The 16,837-nt window shown below is 40.0% G+C and carries 12 protein-coding genes; 2 read left to right on the forward strand and 10 right to left on the reverse strand.

What is annotated here, in order from left to right:
* Positions 1 to 81: 81 nt before the first annotated feature.
* On the reverse strand, positions 82 to 1,203 hold the full coding sequence (locus HMPREF1115_RS07590) for an AI-2E family transporter (RefSeq protein WP_000489829.1): 1,122 nt from the start codon (positions 1,201 to 1,203) through the stop codon (positions 82 to 84).
* A 104-nt stretch (positions 1,204 to 1,307) separates the two neighbouring features.
* On the opposite strand from HMPREF1115_RS07590, the gene pbp3 reads away from it, so the two are divergent.
* Positions 1,308 to 2,549, forward strand: coding sequence for a D-alanyl-D-alanine carboxypeptidase PBP3 (gene pbp3, locus HMPREF1115_RS07595; RefSeq protein WP_000720628.1), 1,242 nt, complete (start codon positions 1,308 to 1,310; stop codon positions 2,547 to 2,549).
* A gap of 28 nt (positions 2,550 to 2,577) precedes the next feature.
* On the opposite strand, the gene sdbB is transcribed toward pbp3, so the two are convergent.
* The 9 genes from sdbB to HMPREF1115_RS07640 all read right to left on the reverse strand — a co-directional run bounded on the left by sdbB (position 2,578) and on the right by HMPREF1115_RS07640 (position 13,871).
* Positions 2,578 to 3,123, reverse strand: coding sequence for a thiol-disulfide oxidoreductase-associated lipoprotein SdbB (gene sdbB, locus HMPREF1115_RS07600; RefSeq protein ID WP_000755591.1), 546 nt, complete (start codon positions 3,121 to 3,123; stop codon positions 2,578 to 2,580).
* A gap of 19 nt (positions 3,124 to 3,142) precedes the next feature.
* The gene (gene ccdA2 / locus HMPREF1115_RS07605; protein WP_000443806.1) at positions 3,143 to 3,850 is read right to left on the reverse strand and encodes a thiol-disulfide oxidoreductase-associated membrane protein CcdA2; all 708 of its coding nucleotides are present in this window, start codon (positions 3,848 to 3,850) and stop codon (positions 3,143 to 3,145) included.
* 125 nt (positions 3,851 to 3,975) lie between these two features.
* The gene (locus HMPREF1115_RS07610; RefSeq protein ID WP_000631558.1) at positions 3,976 to 4,836 is read right to left on the reverse strand and encodes a methionyl aminopeptidase; all 861 of its coding nucleotides are present in this window, start codon (positions 4,834 to 4,836) and stop codon (positions 3,976 to 3,978) included.
* 15 nt (positions 4,837 to 4,851) lie between these two features.
* Positions 4,852 to 6,129: a CBS-HotDog domain-containing transcription factor SpxR gene (gene spxR / locus HMPREF1115_RS07615; protein WP_000033812.1), complete on the reverse strand. Its 1,278-nt coding sequence runs from the start codon at positions 6,127 to 6,129 to the stop codon at positions 4,852 to 4,854.
* Positions 6,122 to 6,673 carry a GNAT family N-acetyltransferase gene (locus tag HMPREF1115_RS07620; protein WP_001028755.1) on the reverse strand — a complete coding sequence of 184 codons (552 nt, stop codon included), beginning with the start codon at positions 6,671 to 6,673 and terminating at the stop codon, positions 6,122 to 6,124. Before HMPREF1115_RS07620 ends, spxR begins: the two co-directional genes overlap by 8 nt.
* Before the next feature lie 15 nt (positions 6,674 to 6,688).
* Entirely contained in the window at positions 6,689 to 7,948 is a 1,260-nt protein-coding gene (locus HMPREF1115_RS07625; protein WP_001227102.1) for a UDP-N-acetylglucosamine 1-carboxyvinyltransferase, read from the reverse strand.
* Positions 7,949 to 8,108: 160 nt separating this feature from the next.
* Positions 8,109 to 9,614, reverse strand: coding sequence for a pyruvate kinase (gene pyk, locus HMPREF1115_RS07630; RefSeq protein WP_001042824.1), 1,506 nt, complete (start codon positions 9,612 to 9,614; stop codon positions 8,109 to 8,111).
* Positions 9,615 to 9,680: 66 nt separating this feature from the next.
* Complete coding sequence (gene pfkA, locus HMPREF1115_RS07635; RefSeq protein ID WP_000820882.1) at positions 9,681 to 10,688, reverse strand: 6-phosphofructokinase; 1,008 nt, start codon at positions 10,686 to 10,688, stop codon at positions 9,681 to 9,683.
* Between the two features lie 81 nt (positions 10,689 to 10,769).
* Positions 10,770 to 13,871 (reverse strand): DNA polymerase III subunit alpha, encoded by a 3,102-nt coding sequence (locus HMPREF1115_RS07640; RefSeq protein ID WP_000561553.1) that lies wholly within the window; start codon positions 13,869 to 13,871, stop codon positions 10,770 to 10,772.
* A 418-nt stretch (positions 13,872 to 14,289) separates the two neighbouring features.
* Here HMPREF1115_RS07640 and HMPREF1115_RS07645 point away from each other — a divergent pair, with 418 nt between their 5' ends.
* Positions 14,290 to 16,572: a Xaa-Pro dipeptidyl-peptidase gene (locus HMPREF1115_RS07645; RefSeq protein ID WP_001212024.1), complete on the forward strand. Its 2,283-nt coding sequence runs from the start codon at positions 14,290 to 14,292 to the stop codon at positions 16,570 to 16,572.
* Positions 16,573 to 16,837 lie beyond the last annotated feature (265 nt).

The raw sequence follows: 16,837 nt of genomic DNA on the forward strand, positions 1-16,837 counted from the left end.
GCTTCTTTATGGCAATATAAATTCAAACTTCTTTTTGTTTGGAGATAGTATTTTCATCAAAAAAATCAGGTTTCCCTGATTTTAATTTGATTCTGTTTTTTCCAATTCCTTAGCTTCTTTATGAGCTTCTTTATGGTTTTCATATAATTTCGCTAGGAACTTAGTAATTTCTTTAAAAATGGAGTAAGTAGGTACTGCTACGACCATCCCTATGACACCGTAGATATTACTTGACAGTAAGAGGAGCACCAAAATCGTAATCGGATGCACTTTCATAACTCCTCCAACGATACGTGGATAGAGAACATTCCCATCAATCTGTTGAATAATAAGCATATAAGCAACCGCAATCAACATACGATGAGGATCTGTGAACACATTGGCAATCACCATTGGAATCAAGCCAATACTTGGACCAACATAAGGAATCAAATTTGCGATTCCAGAGAAAATAGCAAAAACTAGGGCGTACTTTAACCCGATAACGCTATAGCCAATATAGGCTAAACATCCAATAATAACCGCATCAATCGCAATTCCACTGATATAACGTGCTATGGTTGTATTAAGATTGGTTAAAAGGCTAGAAAGATTCAATTTGTCATGTTTTAAGACGGTACGTTCCAACATTGGTAGCAACTTATGACCATCCAACAAGAAATAAATCAAGAATACAGGGGTCATAATGAGAATCAGAACTGTACTAAACAAGGCTGAAAGAACGCTTCCTAAACTATTGCTGACGCTATTCAGGATATTCTGGAGGATATCCACATAGGAGAGATTCAGTTGTTGAATGGTTTGTTGAATATCAATATTTTGGAAGACTGGATTCATGGACAAATCGATGATCAAATCTTGTAGTCTACTATAGATGTTTTGACTAGAAATAATCAAGCTGGTCAACTGATTAATCAAAATCGGCAAGAGATAAACGACCCCTACAACGATAGCACCAATTAAGGCACAAAGAGTGACCAAGACACCAATTAGACGATTGATTTTACATCTCTTTTCTAAGAAAGTAACGACTGGATTTGTAATGTAGTAAAAAAATCCACCAAGCAAAAATGGAATCATGATGGTATTCACAACCGTCACGAAGGGAGTAATGATAGCTCCCATTTCCCTCCAAAGATAGAAAATCAGTGTTAATAATAAAATTTCAGCTGTCCAAAAAAATAATTTGTTTCTACGGAACATAGGTATCCTCCTTCCCTCTATTTTACCATATTTCTGAAAAAGATAAGATGGCTTTAGTAAAAAAGCGAGAATATTTTTTTTCTTTATGATAAAATAAAGCTAATATGAAAAAAATAATTCTATCTTTTATAACACTTTTAGTTTTTGGAACAGCTTCTACTGTTTCTGCTCAGGAGTTTGATGTTGCTGCTAAACATGCCATTGCTGTCGAGGCTACAACTGGAAAAATCCTCTATGAAAAAGATGCAAATCAGCCTGTAGAAATTGCTTCTATTACCAAACTGGTTACAGTTTATTTGGTCTATGAAGCTTTGGAACAAGGAACTATCGGCCTATCTACACCTGTTGATATTTCGGACTATCCTTACAAACTTACAACTAATTCTGAGGCGAGTAACGTCCCTATGGAAGCTCGAAATTATACTGTTGAACAACTATTAGAGGCTACAATGGTATCCAGCGCGAACAGTGCTGCGATTGCGCTAGCAGAAAAGATTGCTGGTTCTGAGAAAGACTTTGTAGACAAAATGAGGGCTAAACTTCTTGAATGGGGAATTCAAGATGCAACTATTGTAAACACAACTGGTTTAAATAATGAGACCCTTGGCGATAATATCTATCCTGGTTCTAAAAAAGACGATGAAAACAAGTTGAGTGCCTACGATGTTGCAATCGTCGCTCGTAACCTCATCCGAGATTATCCTCAAGTTTTGGAAATCACCAAAAAGCCAACTTCTACCTTTGCAGGACTTGAAATCCACTCAACCAACTATATGTTGGAGGGAATGCCAGCCTATCGTGGTGGTATTGATGGACTAAAGACAGGTACTACTGATAAAGCTGGTGCTTCATTCGTGGGAACAACTGTTGAGAAAGGGATGCGTATTATTACGGTTGTTTTGAATGCAGATCAACAAGATACCAACCCTTATGCACGTTTTACTGCTACTTCAGCACTTTTAGATTATATTTCTGCAAACTTTGCCTTAAAAACCGTCGTTCAGAAAGGTGAAGCATACAACGATAGTAAAGTAACAGTTCTGGATGGTAAAGAAGATAATGTGACAGCTGTCGCTAAGTCAGACATTTCCATCGTCCAACGCATCGGTAGCGGTACTACACCAGCTCTCCAATTCACACCGAAATCAACATCAGAAATGGCTCCATTGGAAGAAGGCAAGGTTGTTGGTACTCTAACCTATGATGACCAGGATTTGGTCGGCCAGGGCTATCTCACTTCTGACAAACCATCTTTTGAAATGGTTTCTGAAAAGAAAGTTGAAAAAGCCTTCTTTTTGAAGGTTTGGTGGAATCAATTTATCCGCTTTATCAATGAAAAACTATAAAAAATCGCGAATAATCGCGATTTTTTCTTTATTTCATTTCTTTAAAAGCCGCTTCTGCATCAGCGTTGCTAATAGCACCAAATTGGATTTTTCCGATTTTACCCTGACTGTCAATCAAGTATTCCGTTGGAATACTACGAATTTGGTAGGCTTGGAAGGTAGTTGCTTGCGTATCATATAGAACTGGAATATCCTTGTATCCTTGTTCTTGATACCATTTTGGAAAGTCTTGAACTGTTTTTTCACCTTGTAGACCTGGTGCAATGACACTCAATATTTCAAAGTCTCGATCTTGTTTGGCAGCTAATTCCATCAGCTCAGGCATGCTTTTTTTACATGGTCCGCACCAAGAGGCCCAGAATTTCAAATAGACCTTTTTCCCTTTATAGTCTGATAACTTCACTTCTTTACCATCCATAGACTGCAAGGTGAAGTCTGGCGCATCCTTACCAACTGCGATTTGTTGTACTGCAGGTTGTTTTGGACTGCTTGTCTGTTTGGTTTCTTTTTCACCACAGGCAATCAACAAGAATAGAGACATGAGGCTCAATCCAGCAAAAATAACTTTTTTCATTTTTTCTCCTTTTATCCAATTATCCAAGAATTCCTGACAAGGCATTTAATTGCCCTAGCATTAATAATAATCCCATCAAAACAATCAAAGCTCCCCCGATTTTTTTTAGTAGGATCATATGGGGTTTTAATTTACTAAAATAGGGCATAATCCAGCCCGAAGCCAAGGCCAAAACAATGAAAGGAAGGGCCATTCCCAATGTGTAAACTAAGGTTAGTAAGGCTCCTTGCCAAGCACCACTGCCACCTGAAGCTGCTAGGGCCAATACTGAACTTAAGACTGGTCCGATACAAGGGGTCCAACCAAAACTAAAGGTTATCCCAAGTAAAAAGGCTGACAGATAGTGATTAGACTTGGATTGTTTGAAGGTGATTGTCTTTTGAACCTCCAGTTTATTGAAATGCAAGATTTCCATCTGGTGAAGCCCTAAAAGAATAATGACTATGCCCATAGCATAACGAAACCAGTCTGCATAGAGCATGTGCCCTAGGAATCCAGCTCCAAATCCTAAAATAAAGAAAATGAGGGAGATTCCTGCAATAAAGCACAAGGTCCGAATTAAGCCTGACCATGCAACGTCTCTTCCAAAAAAGCGAAAGCTTTTCGAATTTCCCTGATCATCCAGTAAAATACCAGCATAGACAGGTAGCAAAGGAAAGATGCAGGGTGAAAAGAAGGACAGGATACCTGCAAAAAAAACAGATACTAGAAATATAATCGACTCCAACGAATTACCTACTTTCTCAAAATTCTAATCCTATTTTACTACAAAAGAATAAATTTGTAAGAAGTCTGCTACGCTTATTTATTTTGATAAAATTTGACACAAAAAAAGGAGCTAAGCTCCTTTTTTTAATACGTTCCTTCTTCGCCTTGGCTAGTCAAGATAACTGGACCGTCTTTGGTAATCACGAACTGGTGTTCATATTGGCAAGACAGGCCGCCATCTATAGTCTTATGAGCCCAGCCAGTCTTCATATCTGTATCAATTTCCCAATCCCCAGTATTGATCATGGGTTCAATGGTTAGTACCATTCCTTCACGGAGACGGAGTCCACGGCCTGCAATACCGTAGTTAGGAACCATTGGCTCTTCGTGCATAGTTGGACCAACACCATGACCAACCAAATCACGAACGACACCATAACCGCGACTTTCAGCGTATTCTTGAATGGCTGCACCGATATCACCGATACGATTGCCAACAACTGCTTGCTCAATTCCTTTATACATAGCTTCCTTGGTCACGTCCATCAGGTTTTTCACTTCTTCAGACGGTGTACCAACCGCATAAGCCCAACATGAGTCTGCTAAACCACCAGTATAACTTTGGGTGTATTTTTTCATTTGCTCAACATTGTTGAAGTTGAGTTTAGATACATTAAGGTCGGATTTGGCAATCGGACCTCCCAGTACCATATCAACCTTGAGCAAATCGCCATCTTTCAAGATGTAATGACGTGGAAAAGCGTGAGCTACTTCGTCGTTGAGAGAGCAACAAGTGGCATAGGGGTAATCCATGACTGCACCATCTACTCCAATCTGTAGAGGAAGGAAATTTTCCTCTTTACAACGACGACGAACGTACTCTTCAACTTCCCACATATCGACGCCTGGCTTAATCAAATCACGTAAGCCGATATGGATACTTGCTAGGAAATCACCAGCCTTGTCCATGGCTTCGATTTCACGTGCTGATTTTAAAGTTATCATTTTTTCTCCTAGATTCTAATTGATTTTCACTGTAACATTTGCTTTTGATACAATCTGATGACCATGATAAATATCATAATCAATAATAGCTGAGCGTCTTGTGTGATGAATAATGCGAGCCTGAATTCGCAGAGTATCATCAATCTGAACAGCCTGCAAGAAATAAATCAACATCTGCTCTATGATGAGATTACGTCCGCTATTGACAACGAGGTCTTGGGTCATATGGTTGAGGATTTCAGCCAAAACTCCATTAGCAAGGACACCATTTTTCTCCAACATGAAGGGCTCAACAGTAATGACGACTTCATCATGATGATAAGAGAGTTTTTGCCCGATTTGCTCGGAGAAAGTTGGCAAAGCTGAAACCTGAGAACGGCTCATCTTTTCCATGACATCTCGTCGTGTTACGACACCGAGTAAAGTTTGGTTACTTCTGACAACGGGAACCATCTCAAAGTCTTCTGCAATCATTCGTTGACTGACATTGGCAATATTGGTCGCTAAACCTGTTACGAAGATACTTCGCGTCATCACCTTGTCAATCGTTGTGCTGGGGGATTTATCTCCTGCGTCACGCATAGTAACAACCCCGACAACCACTTGATGTTGGTTAATGACTGGGAAACGGCTACTTCTGTTCTTACGGACCAAGTCTAGATAGTCTTTGACTGTATCCGTTTCTCTTAAAAAACCATACTCATGACTGGGACGATAGAGCTTCTCAACTGTCAGAATATCGGTTTTGATTTGAACATTTGAGAGAGCTTTGTTAATCATGGTTGCGACTGTAAAAGTATCATGCTTACTTCTCAGAACTGGGATACCTTTTTTATTGGCTAGAGTCAATACATCATCTTGGACATGGAAACCTCCTGTCACAAGGACCGCATTTTCATTTTCTAGAGCTAAAAGTTGAATTCGAGTACGGTCACCCACAATCAAAAGGCCTCCATCATGGAGATAGGACAAGATATTTTGCTCTGTCATAGCCCCAATGGAGAATTTGCTAAACTCTCTCTCCAACCCTTCCTGACCAGCTAAAACTTCAGAGGAGGTAACTTCAGCAATTTCAGCATAGGTTAGCCGCTCAATAGCCACTTTCTGGGACTTGACCCGTATGGTTCCACTACGTGGCCGAGTTTCAACAATTCCCCGATTTTCAGCTTCTTTGATAGCTCGGTAGGCTGTTCCGTCACTAACACCTAGGTGATTGGAAATACTGCGAACACTAACTCTCTTCCCAATTGGCAACTCTTCCAGATAGGACAAAATTTCCTGGTGTTTACTCATTGAATTCTCCTTTTATGTATCGAAATTCAAGATAGTCCCTCATTTTTCGTGTATAGCGATCGCTCCCCTTAAACTGTCGGACGAGGCTAAAGCCCGATTTTAAGGCTACTTTTTGACTAGCTTGATTTTCCAAATGAGTGATGATGGATAATTGTTTTAAACCAAATTCTTCAAATGAAAGCTGACATAGCTTGGTAACCACTTCTGTCATAAAACCTTGTGCCCAAGAATCCTTTTTTAAGAAGTAACCAATTTCTGCTTCTTTTTTGATTTCATCAATCTTTTCAAATTTAATGGAGCCAATCATTTCCTGATTTCCTTGGAGACAAATTGCCCAAACCCCTAGAGGGTTCTTCATAAAATAGTTAGCAAGTGCGTACTGACTTTCTTCCAAACTTGCTTGACTTGGAAAAATAAACTGTAAATTCTCAGGGTTTGAAGCAATCTCGAAAAACGCATAACTGTCACTAAAAAAGAAAGGACGCAAATACAAGCGCTCCGTTTCAAAAAAAGAAAACATTGCTAATTTGGTCCAAATATTCATAATCACCTCAACGGCTTAGTCTTCAACGAGTGTAATATCCGCTCCAAGACTACGCAATTTTTCAATAATATCTGAGTAGCCACGAAGGATAAACTCAATATTTGTAATTTCAGTCTGGCCTTGAGCCATCAAGCCGGCGATGACAAGTGCAGCACCAGCTCGCAAGTCTGTAGCTTTTACACTTGCCCCGTGTAAGTTACGACCACCGTTGTAAATAATGTGATCGTTTGTAGTCGTAATATCCGCATCCATTTTTGCTAACTCAAAGACATGATTGACACGTTTCTCATAAATCGTATCAATAATCGTTCCACGACCTTGCGCAGTTAGTAAAAGTGGCGTGATAGGCTGTTGCAAATCGGTTGCGAACCCTGGATAGGGTGCAGTTTTGATATTGATGGCCTTTAAACCAGACTGTTCTTCAACGAAGATACTGTCTTCTGAGACCGTCATACGAACGCCCATTTCCTCTAGTTTGGCGATAAAGCCTTCTAAATGTTCATAGAGAACGTTGTTAATGCGAATTCCTTTTCCTACCGCTGCAGCAAGTGAAATATAAGTTCCAGCTTCGATACGATCTGGAATTACTTGGTGACGAGTCCCATGTAGTTTCTCGACACCATCAATAATGATAATATCAGTCCCTGCACCACGAATATGGGCCCCCATGTTGTTCAAAAGGGTAGCAACATCGATAATTTCCGGTTCACGAGCCGCATTTTCAATGACAGTACGTCCCTTAGCTTTAACCGCAGCAATCATGGTGTTAATAGTTGCTCCAACGCTGACGGTATCCATGTAAATACTTGCGCCATGAAGCCCCTTACCTTGGGCAGATAAATTCATATTATCTCCCTCATAGCTGACCTTAGCACCCATGGCTTCAAAGGCTTTTAAGTGAAGGTCAATCGGACGAGGTCCCAGATCACATCCACCAGGAAGTCCAACTGTAGCTTCACCAAAGCGACCTAAAAGACTTCCGTAGAAATAATAAGAAGCACGCAAGCTATTAATTTTGCCATAAGGCATTGGAATGTTTTGAACACCTCTTGGATCAATCTCCAAGACATCGTCATAACGCTTAACAGATGCCCCCATGATTTCCATGATTTCGACAAGACTAGCAACGTCTGAAATATCTGGAACACAATCTAAAGTGACAATATCATCTGATAAGATAATAGCTGGAATAAGCGCTACAACACTATTTTTAGCACCACTAATGGTGATCTCACCTTGCAATGGACGTCCACCATTGATGACAATTTTTCTCATGTTTTACTCTTTCAAAATTTACTAAAAAGGTCTTTTCGTTCTATTATATCATAATTTTCAGTTTTTTCCCATTCCTATTTACTAAATACCATTCCATTTTGATAAAAAAAGACCTATCATTCAAGCTGTTCAGCTTGAAATGATAAGTCTTAATGTTAGATTAACGTACTGTACGGATACGCATTGTGTTTGTACGAACAGCTTCGCCAAGTGGTACACCTGCAACGATAACAATATCATCACCAGATTCTACCAAACCTTGCTCAACTGCAATTCTTTCAGCGAGATCAAACATATCATCAGTGTTTGATGGGCGATCAGTTGTTACTGGGATAACTCCCCAGTTAAGCATCAAACCACGCTGAGTCAATTCATCGAAAGTGATTGCCAAGATATCAGCATCTGGACGGTATTTAGAAATCAAACGAGCAGTGTGACCTGTCTTAGTAAGAGTAACCACCAACTTGATATTCATAGAGTTTGTCGCATCCTTAACAGCTGAAGCCATAACCTCAGTCTTAGAATTACGTGACAAGTTAACAGACGACAAGCGACCGTATTCTTTTAAAAGAGTTTGAGCGTTCTTGTCAATTGTAGCCATTGTTGTTACTGACTCAAGTGGGTATTTACCATTTGCAGACTCACCTGAAAGCATTGTAGCGTCGGTTCCGTCGATAACAGCGTTAAACACGTCTGATACTTCTGAACGCGTTGCACGTGGTTTTTCAGTCATAGTTTCAAGCATGTTTGTTGCTGTGATAGCGACTTTACCAGCTGCATTTACTTTTGTGATAATCATTTTTTGGTAAACTGGAACCATTTCGAATGGTACTTCAATACCCATGTCACCACGGGCAATCATGATACCATCAGCTACTTCAAGGATTTCATCCAAGTTATCGATACCTTGTTGGTTTTCGATTTTCGCAAACAATTGAACGTGACCATTACCAGTTTCTTCACAGATTGCACGAACTTCTTCAACGTCTTTTGCAGTACGTACAAATGAAATAGCGATGAAGTTGATACCTTGTTCCAAACCGAAACGGATATCATCGTTATCGCGTTCAGCAAGTGCTGGGAAAGGAATTTTAGTGTTAGGAATGTTTACACCTTTCTGCTTAGCAATGATACCGTCATTTTCAACGACTACTTCAAATTCACGAGTTGCATCGTCTTTTGCGAAAACACGAAGACCCAATTTACCATCGTCAACCAAAACTTGGTGACCAACTTCAACATCATCGTAGATATCAAGGGCACCAGCAACGTTCAAAGCAATCACATCACGAGTTGATTTGATTCCTTGTTTAGTTGCAACACGGATTTTTTCACCAGTTTTGTAAGAGTACTCTTTTGCGTCACCTTCAAACAATTCTGTACGGATTTCAGGTCCTTTAGTATCAAGAAGGAAACCAACTTTTTTACCTGCAAGTTTTTCAGCAAGTTTAACAGTTGCCATACGCTCACCTTGTTCTTGGTGGTCACCGTGTGAGAAGTTGAAACGGAAAGTGTTTGCTCCTGCTTCAATCAATTTAGCAATATTTTGAGCTGAAGCTTCAACGTCAAGTTTTTCACCCCAGTATCCGTCTTCACCGAATTTTTTACCACCACGGATTTCAACCGCAGGACCTAAAGTTGCAACGATTTTTACACGTTTGTTCATGATTTTTGTGACTCCTTTATATAATTCGACCTTTTATGGTCATGTTACCAAATTAATGAAAGTTGATTAGGACAAGCTCTTGTTCAAAGCAGAAAGTTCAAGATCAGCTTTATGAGGGTTGTTAACAATAATCTTACCTTCTGCAGTTAAGCTAAACAAAGCTCCTTCTTCTGCTGTTCCAAGAATTGGATTTTCAACCATTTTTTCGTTACGGATACCAACAGCGACACCACCGATTCCTTGTTTAAGGAGTTTAACAGCGTGTGCCCCCATGCGAGATGCCAATACACGATCACGCGCAGTTGGTGATCCACCACGTTGGATGTGACCAAGTTCTGTTACACGAAGGTCACTAGTGTCTCCTGCTTCTTTTAGTTTTTGACCAAATTCAGCTGCTGACATAACACCTTCTGCCAAAACGATAATGTTGTGTTTTTTACCGTGCTCATAACCAGCTTTGATACTAGCTACGATATCTTCCATCTTGAAGCCTTCTTCAGGGATGATAATTTCATCAGCACCAGTTGCGATACCAGCCCAAAGAGCGATATCACCAGCGTTACGTCCCATTACTTCAACAACGAAAGTACGACGGTGACTTGATGATGTATCACGAATCTTATCAATCGCATCCATTGCAGTCGTAACTGCAGTATCAAATCCGATTGTAAAGTCAGTACCTACGATATCGTTATCGATTGTACCTGGAAGTCCAATAGCAGGGAACCCATGTTCCGTCAAGCGCATAGCTCCGTGATAAGAACCGTCTCCACCGATAACTACGACTCCTTCGATACCGTGTTTTTTCAATTGCTCAATCCCTTTAAGTTGGCCTTCAAGTTGTGCAAACTCAGGGTAACGAGCAGAATGAAGGAAAGTACCACCACGAGAAATGATGTCTCCTACTGAAGCAGCATCAAGCGGATAAATTTCACCGGCAACCATACCTGCGTATCCATCATAGATACCAAAAACTTCCATTCCTTCTGAGATTGCTTGGCGAACTACTGCACGGATGGCAGCATTCATACCAGGGGCGTCTCCACCACTGGTCAAAACAGCAATACGTTTCATTTGGTTTATGCTCCTTTTTCTTTTAACATTCTTACTGATTATACCACATTTAAATCGAAAATTCTTCTATTTTCCGTATTTTTAGCGATAAATCGTTTTCATAGCAATTCCCTCTAATTTTTCCTCTAGAGCAGAATCTTTTCTTACAAAATGTTGAGTAGAAACAACTGTTTTTTGTTCCTCTTCATACCTGATAATGACAGGAATTGGGCCTTTGTATTGTTCTAGGATATTTGAAATCTCTTTATCGTATTCATGATTTTTAACTTGAATCCAGAATCGTTCCGCCACTGCTTCTTTCAAATCTTGTGCAATCATTTGCAGACGACCATCTCGAGATTGAATTTTGCCATTGATGTAGTAAAATTTCCCTTCGGATAAATTGGAAGCAAATTTTCTATATTGGTCTGAAAATACAGTTACATCCATCCGAGACTTACTATCATGAACCTGTAGAAAAGCCATACTCTCGCCTTTCTTGGTTCGAATCACTTTAATCTTTTGCACTTCAACTAAGAGAGTGGCTTGAGTTCCCTCGGTTAGATTAGCGATTGGCGTCGTCGGATATAGGGCTTGTTTGGCAAGAGTTTGGAGAGGATGGGCACTGATACCTACCCCGACTAGTTCCTGCTCCTTGTAAAATTTCTCTGCTTCCGTAAAATCATCCGCCTCAGTCCAGCTATAGCTTGCATCTGCAAAGAGACCACCCAACTCCTCAACAAAAACAAATAAGTTTGGTAGGTTCACTAAGATTTTCTGGCGATTCTTGTCAAATTCATCAAAAAGCCCTAGTTCAACCAAAGGCGTCAAAAGCGACAGTTTCTTGTAATTCTTGGGAAGACGTGTGACAAAATCTTCAATGCTTGAGAAAGGACGATTTTCAATAATCCAGTAAAACAAATCTCTTGGCATTCCCTTAATGGCTTTTAGACCAAGATAGATTTTCTTCTGAGAAATTTTATCATGATAGGGAATGCTGTTGATTCCTAAGGGAGCTACTTCAAAGCCCATCTGCAATGCATCTACAATGTAATCGCTACTGGAATAATTCAACATAACTTGAAAGAAAATAGCAGGATAGTGTGTCTTGAAATAAGCTAGTTGGAAAGCCAGGGCTGAGTAGGCATAAGCGTGGGATCGGTTAAATCCATAGCCGGCAAACTTTTCCATCACTGCAAAAACTTGATTAGCCTTTTCTTCTGTATGCCCCAGTTTCACAGCTCCTGTGATAAAATCTTCCTTCATCAAATGCATCTCTTTGGCATTTTTCTTACCCATGGCACGTCTGAGAATATCGGCTTTACCAAGGCTAAAGCCTCCAAAGCGCTGAGCAACCTGCATGACTTGCTCTTGATAGAGCATAATGCCATAGGTTGATGACAGAATGTCCTCCAAGGCAGGGTCTAACACCGTCACCTTTTCTTTACCGTGCTTACGAGCGACAAAATTATCAATATAATCACTAGCTCCCGGTCTGTTGAGCGAGGTCGTTGCTACTACCTCTTCAAAGACTTGTGGCTGAACTCGTTTTAAGAGTCGAATGGCGCCAGGTTGTTCAAATTGGAAAATCCCTTTCGTATTTCCAGCTGCAAAGAGGGCCAAGGTTTCTTTATCTTCTAGATCAATTTCTTCGATTTTCAAATGAATACCTTCTGACTCGGCTAGTAATTCCTGCATTTTTTGTACGAAAGTCAGGTTACGTAAACCGAGGAAATCCATTTTTAAAAGGCCATTAGCTTCAACACCATGAGCATCATACTGGGTGATCAGCATATCCTCACCGTATTTGAGTGGGATATAGTCCGTCAGGTCTTGGTCACTCATAACGACCCCAGCTGCATGGATAGAAGTCTGTCGAGGATACCCTTCAATCTTTCGAGCAATCTCAAAAGCTTTTTGGTATTCAATCTTGCTATTGATGACCTGCCTAAACTGTAAATTCTTTTCATAGGCTGTCGTTAGCGTATCTCGAAAACTGATTTTTTTCGTAATATTGGTTAATTCGTACTCAGGGACACCATAACGTTTGAAAACATCACGAATTGCCTGTTTTGCTCCAAAAGTCGAATAGGTAACAATCTGTGCCACATGTTGACTACCATACCGATCACGAACATAGCGAATGAACTCCGGCCTATAAAGATCAGGGATGTCGATATCAATATCAGGCATGGTGTATCGCTCACGATTTAAAAAGCGTTCGAAAATCAAGTTCTTTTCAACCGGATCAATTCCTGTAATATCCAGTGAGTAAGCCACCAGACTACCAACCGCAGAACCACGCCCCATTCCCATATAATATCCTTGGGAACGTCCAAAACGGAGCAAATCCCAAACTACAAGGAAATAATCGTCAAAGCCCATATCATGAATCACAGCCAATTCCTCATTCAGTCGCTCATGATAAATAGCTGAGGTTAACTCCTTGTCACTCAAGCCTTGCTCAGCTCTCTCTCTAAGTTCTTCGACCGCTGGTCTTTCAGGATTAAAGCGGGGAAGTTTTAAACTTGGGTCGATTTGATAGCTTACATTCTCTATCAGACCTTGGAGATTGGCAAGCGCCTGAGGGAAGCGATTTTTAAACCGTGCTTCCAAGTCTGAGGCAGGTAAAAAAATCCCTTGTTGTGAATGTACATCCACTTCTCTCAGACTGACATTGTCCTTGACTGCTGACAAGATTTGTAAAACTTGAATATCTTCTTTTTCAAAAGAATTGACTTGATAGAGTGGAAGAATGGGCCTAGTAAAGACTTCTTGAGGAGTATCTGGACTGACACCGATAAAATAATCATGCTCCAAATCCAGCTGTTCGACCCCATTAAAATAGGGAACAATAATAGCAACATCTTCGAGGTGGGAGGTGAAGTCAGACCAATTTTTCCGTCCAGTCATTTTTAAAGTGGATAACTTCATCAACTCTTGATAACCTTTAGTGGATAGGGCTAGAAAACGTAGAGAGAGATTCTCCTCATCTTTGACCAAGGTCATTTCTAAACCAATTAAAGGTTGAATGCCATGCTTACGAGTTGCTTCTAGAAAATGATAGGCTCCATAGAGATTATCCACATCCATGATAGCAAGGTGAGAATAGCCGTATTCTTTAGCCATTTGTACATATTTTTCAATCGAAACCACACTTTCCATAAAACTATAAACAGTCTTGGTGTCGAGCTGTGCAATCATTTCTTCTCCTCCTTGCTTTCGTTTTACTACTATTATACCATTTTAAGTTGGATATTGAAGTAACTCTGCACTTTCTTTTCAATATCATCAGTTACAAACTTCTTCTCTTCTTAGTTGTAAATTCTTTATTTTTCAAAGGAAGGAAGGAAATAAAAAATTAATATTATATAATAGTTTTAAATGTAAATTTAGATATATTTATACCAAACGAAGTATAATAAAGATAGGAGTTATATGCAGTTTTACATATAAAAATCTCTAGAAAAAGGCTTACTTCTATAATATTTATTCAGCATTTTATAATAACTTACCAAATTGATATGCTGGTTTAAGAAATTTATTTCATTTAAGTTTATTTATTCCATTTTTCCCTCTTTTTTGATATAATAAATTTAGTTTGTTTTCAAAGGAGAGAAACATGCGTTTTAATCAATTCAGCTATCAACCAACCACTAGTTCTCAACGATTTGAGGAATTAGAAAATCTTGGTCTAAAGCTGTCACCCCAACTGTCCTTAAAAAGACAGTTTGAAAACTTCATTCGTTGGAGTTTTTTCACTTATTCTAACACGGATTATGCCTTGTCCACATTGGCCGCGGATAAAGAAACAGATTTAGTAACCTTTTTCCAGTCAGACCGTGAGTTAACTGAGGAGATTTTCTACACAGTAGTTTTTCAACTTTTAGGATTTAGCTATCTTGTTGACTTTGAGGATGCCGAACAGTTTCGTAAAGAAACTGGTTTTCCTATTGTTTATGGAGATCTCATTGAAAATCTTCATCAGTTACTCAATACGCGAACGAAAAAAGGAAATACGCTCATCGATCAGCTTGTTAGTGATGGACTCATTTCAGAAGATAACCACTACCACTACTTTAACGGTAAGAGCTTGGCAACCTTCTCTACTCATGATGTCATTCGTGAAGTCGTGTATGTCGAGAGTCGTGTGGATACTGATAAAGACGGTCTCCCTGACTTAGTCAAGGTCAGTATTATTCGCCCGCGTTATGATGGACAGATTCCTTCAGTCATGACTGCCAGCCCTTATCACCAAGGGACCAACGATAAAGCCAGTGACAAAGCTCTCTACAAAATGGAAGAAGAGCTTGAGGTCAAACCGCCCCACACCATTGAACTTGAGGAACCTAAGCTGAATTTAGTTGAACCTCATGGTCAAGCAGAAGTCGTAGCAGAAGCTGAAGAAAAGTTAGCTCATATCAATAGCTCATATACCCTCAACGACTACTTCCTCCCACGTGGATTTGCAAATCTCTATGTATCGGGTGTTGGTACTAGGGATTCGCAAGGTCTCATGACCAATGGGGACTACCAGCAAATTGAGGCCTATAAAAATGTCATTGATTGGCTAAATGGCCGTTGCCGTGCTTTCACGGACCATACGCGCAATCGTCAAGTCAAGGCTGACTGGTCAAACGGGAAAGTCGCAACAACAGGAATTTCCTATCTCGGCACCATGTCCAATGGTCTTGCGACAACAGGTGTTGATGGCTTAGAAGTGATTATCGCAGAAGCAGGGATTTCCTCTTGGTACAACTACTATCGGGAAAATGGTCTGGTAACCAGCCCTGGTGGTTATCCAGGTGAGGATTTTGACTCACTTGCTGAATTGACCTACTCCCGCAATCTCTTAGCTGGGGACTATATTCGTGGCAATGAAGCTCATCAAGCAGATTTAGAAAAGGTTAAAGAGAAACTCGATCGCAAGACTGGTGACTACAATCAGTTTTGGCATGACCGCAACTATCTGCTCAATGCTCACAAGGTTCATGCTGAGGTCGTCTTTACACATGGTTCTCAGGATTGGAACGTCAAACCTCTTCATGTTTACCAGATGTTTCATGCCCTTCCTAGCCATATCAATAAGCACCTCTTTTTCCATCATGGTGCCCATGTTTATATGAACAACTGGCAGTCAATCGACTTCCGCGAGTCCATGAATGCCTTGTTAAGTATGAAATTGCTAGGACTTGACTCAAGCTATCAACTTCCGACTGTTATCTGGCAGGACAATATCGCACCGCAAAGATGGCAAGGTCTTGATAACTTTGGCAAACAGGATGAACTGCATACCCTCTCACTTGGAACTGAAGATAAAGTTATTCAAAACCAGTATGATCAAAAAGATTTTGATCGCTATGGTAAGACTTACCAAACCTTCAACACCGAGCTTTACCAAGGAAAAGCCAATCAGATTACTATTGACCTTCCAGTAAGTCAAGACATTCACTTAAATGGGCGAGTGGAGCTGAAACTTCGTGTCAAATCGAGTACGAACAAGGGCTTATTATCAGCCCAACTGTTAGAACTTGGACAAAAGAAATATCTGCAGCCTTATCCAGCTGTTTTAAGTGCTAGAGCCATTGATAATGGTCGTTACCACATGTTAGAAAATCTCTGTGAACTACCATTCAATCCAAGTGGCCAACGTGTCATCACCAAAGGCTACCTTAATCTTCAAAATCGAACCAATCTCTTGACGATTGAAGAAATCCAACCAAATGAATGGATGGACTTCAAGCTAGAGCTTCAACCAACTATCTACAAACTTAAAGAAGGAGATACTCTCCGTTTGGTTCTCTATACAACAGACTTTGAGATTACAATTCGAGATAATACAGACTATCAGTTGACTGTTGATTTAGCACAGTCTAGTCTTATCCTACCTTGTCAAAAGGTATAATCTACCAGACTTTCAATATGGAAGTATTCAAAGGAAAAGTCAATGAATTTGACCATTGAACTTCCTATAACCAAAGTTTTCCACTTGAACAGTCGAATCAAACATAAACTTCGTATCAAATCCAGTTCATCTGAAAGCATTTTAGAAGCCCCTAGATAGAACTTGGACAAAAGATACTCCCTCTAACCAACATGTGTAACCATTTATCATACACGCTACTAGACCACATGTTGGAAATCTCTGTGAATTAACATTTAGAGTAAAT

It is taken from the genome of Streptococcus oralis SK610 (assembly GCF_000257455.1).
Lineage (GTDB): Bacteria > Bacillota > Bacilli > Lactobacillales > Streptococcaceae > Streptococcus > Streptococcus oralis_CB.

Excerpts from the sequence above, each read along its gene's own strand:
- HMPREF1115_RS07625 (WP_001227102.1), bottom strand. The coding sequence starts at position 7,948 with ATGAGAAAAATTGTCATCAATGGTGGACGTCCATTGCAAGGTGAGATC.
- spxR (WP_000033812.1), bottom strand. The coding sequence starts at position 6,129 with ATGAGTAAACACCAGGAAATTTTGTCCTATCTGGAAGAGTTGCCAATT.
- pbp3 (WP_000720628.1), top strand. The coding sequence starts at position 1,308 with ATGAAAAAAATAATTCTATCTTTTATAACACTTTTAGTTTTTGGAACA.
- HMPREF1115_RS07590 (WP_000489829.1), bottom strand. The coding sequence starts at position 1,203 with ATGTTCCGTAGAAACAAATTATTTTTTTGGACAGCTGAAATTTTATTA.
- HMPREF1115_RS07610 (WP_000631558.1), bottom strand. The coding sequence starts at position 4,836 with ATGATAACTTTAAAATCAGCACGTGAAATCGAAGCCATGGACAAGGCT.
- HMPREF1115_RS07645 (WP_001212024.1), top strand. The coding sequence starts at position 14,290 with ATGCGTTTTAATCAATTCAGCTATCAACCAACCACTAGTTCTCAACGA.
- HMPREF1115_RS07640 (WP_000561553.1), bottom strand. The coding sequence starts at position 13,871 with ATGATTGCACAGCTCGACACCAAGACTGTTTATAGTTTTATGGAAAGT.
- sdbB (WP_000755591.1), bottom strand. The coding sequence starts at position 3,123 with ATGAAAAAAGTTATTTTTGCTGGATTGAGCCTCATGTCTCTATTCTTG.
- HMPREF1115_RS07620 (WP_001028755.1), bottom strand. The coding sequence starts at position 6,673 with ATGAATATTTGGACCAAATTAGCAATGTTTTCTTTTTTTGAAACGGAG.
- pfkA (WP_000820882.1), bottom strand. The coding sequence starts at position 10,688 with ATGAAACGTATTGCTGTTTTGACCAGTGGTGGAGACGCCCCTGGTATG.
- pyk (WP_001042824.1), bottom strand. The coding sequence starts at position 9,614 with ATGAACAAACGTGTAAAAATCGTTGCAACTTTAGGTCCTGCGGTTGAA.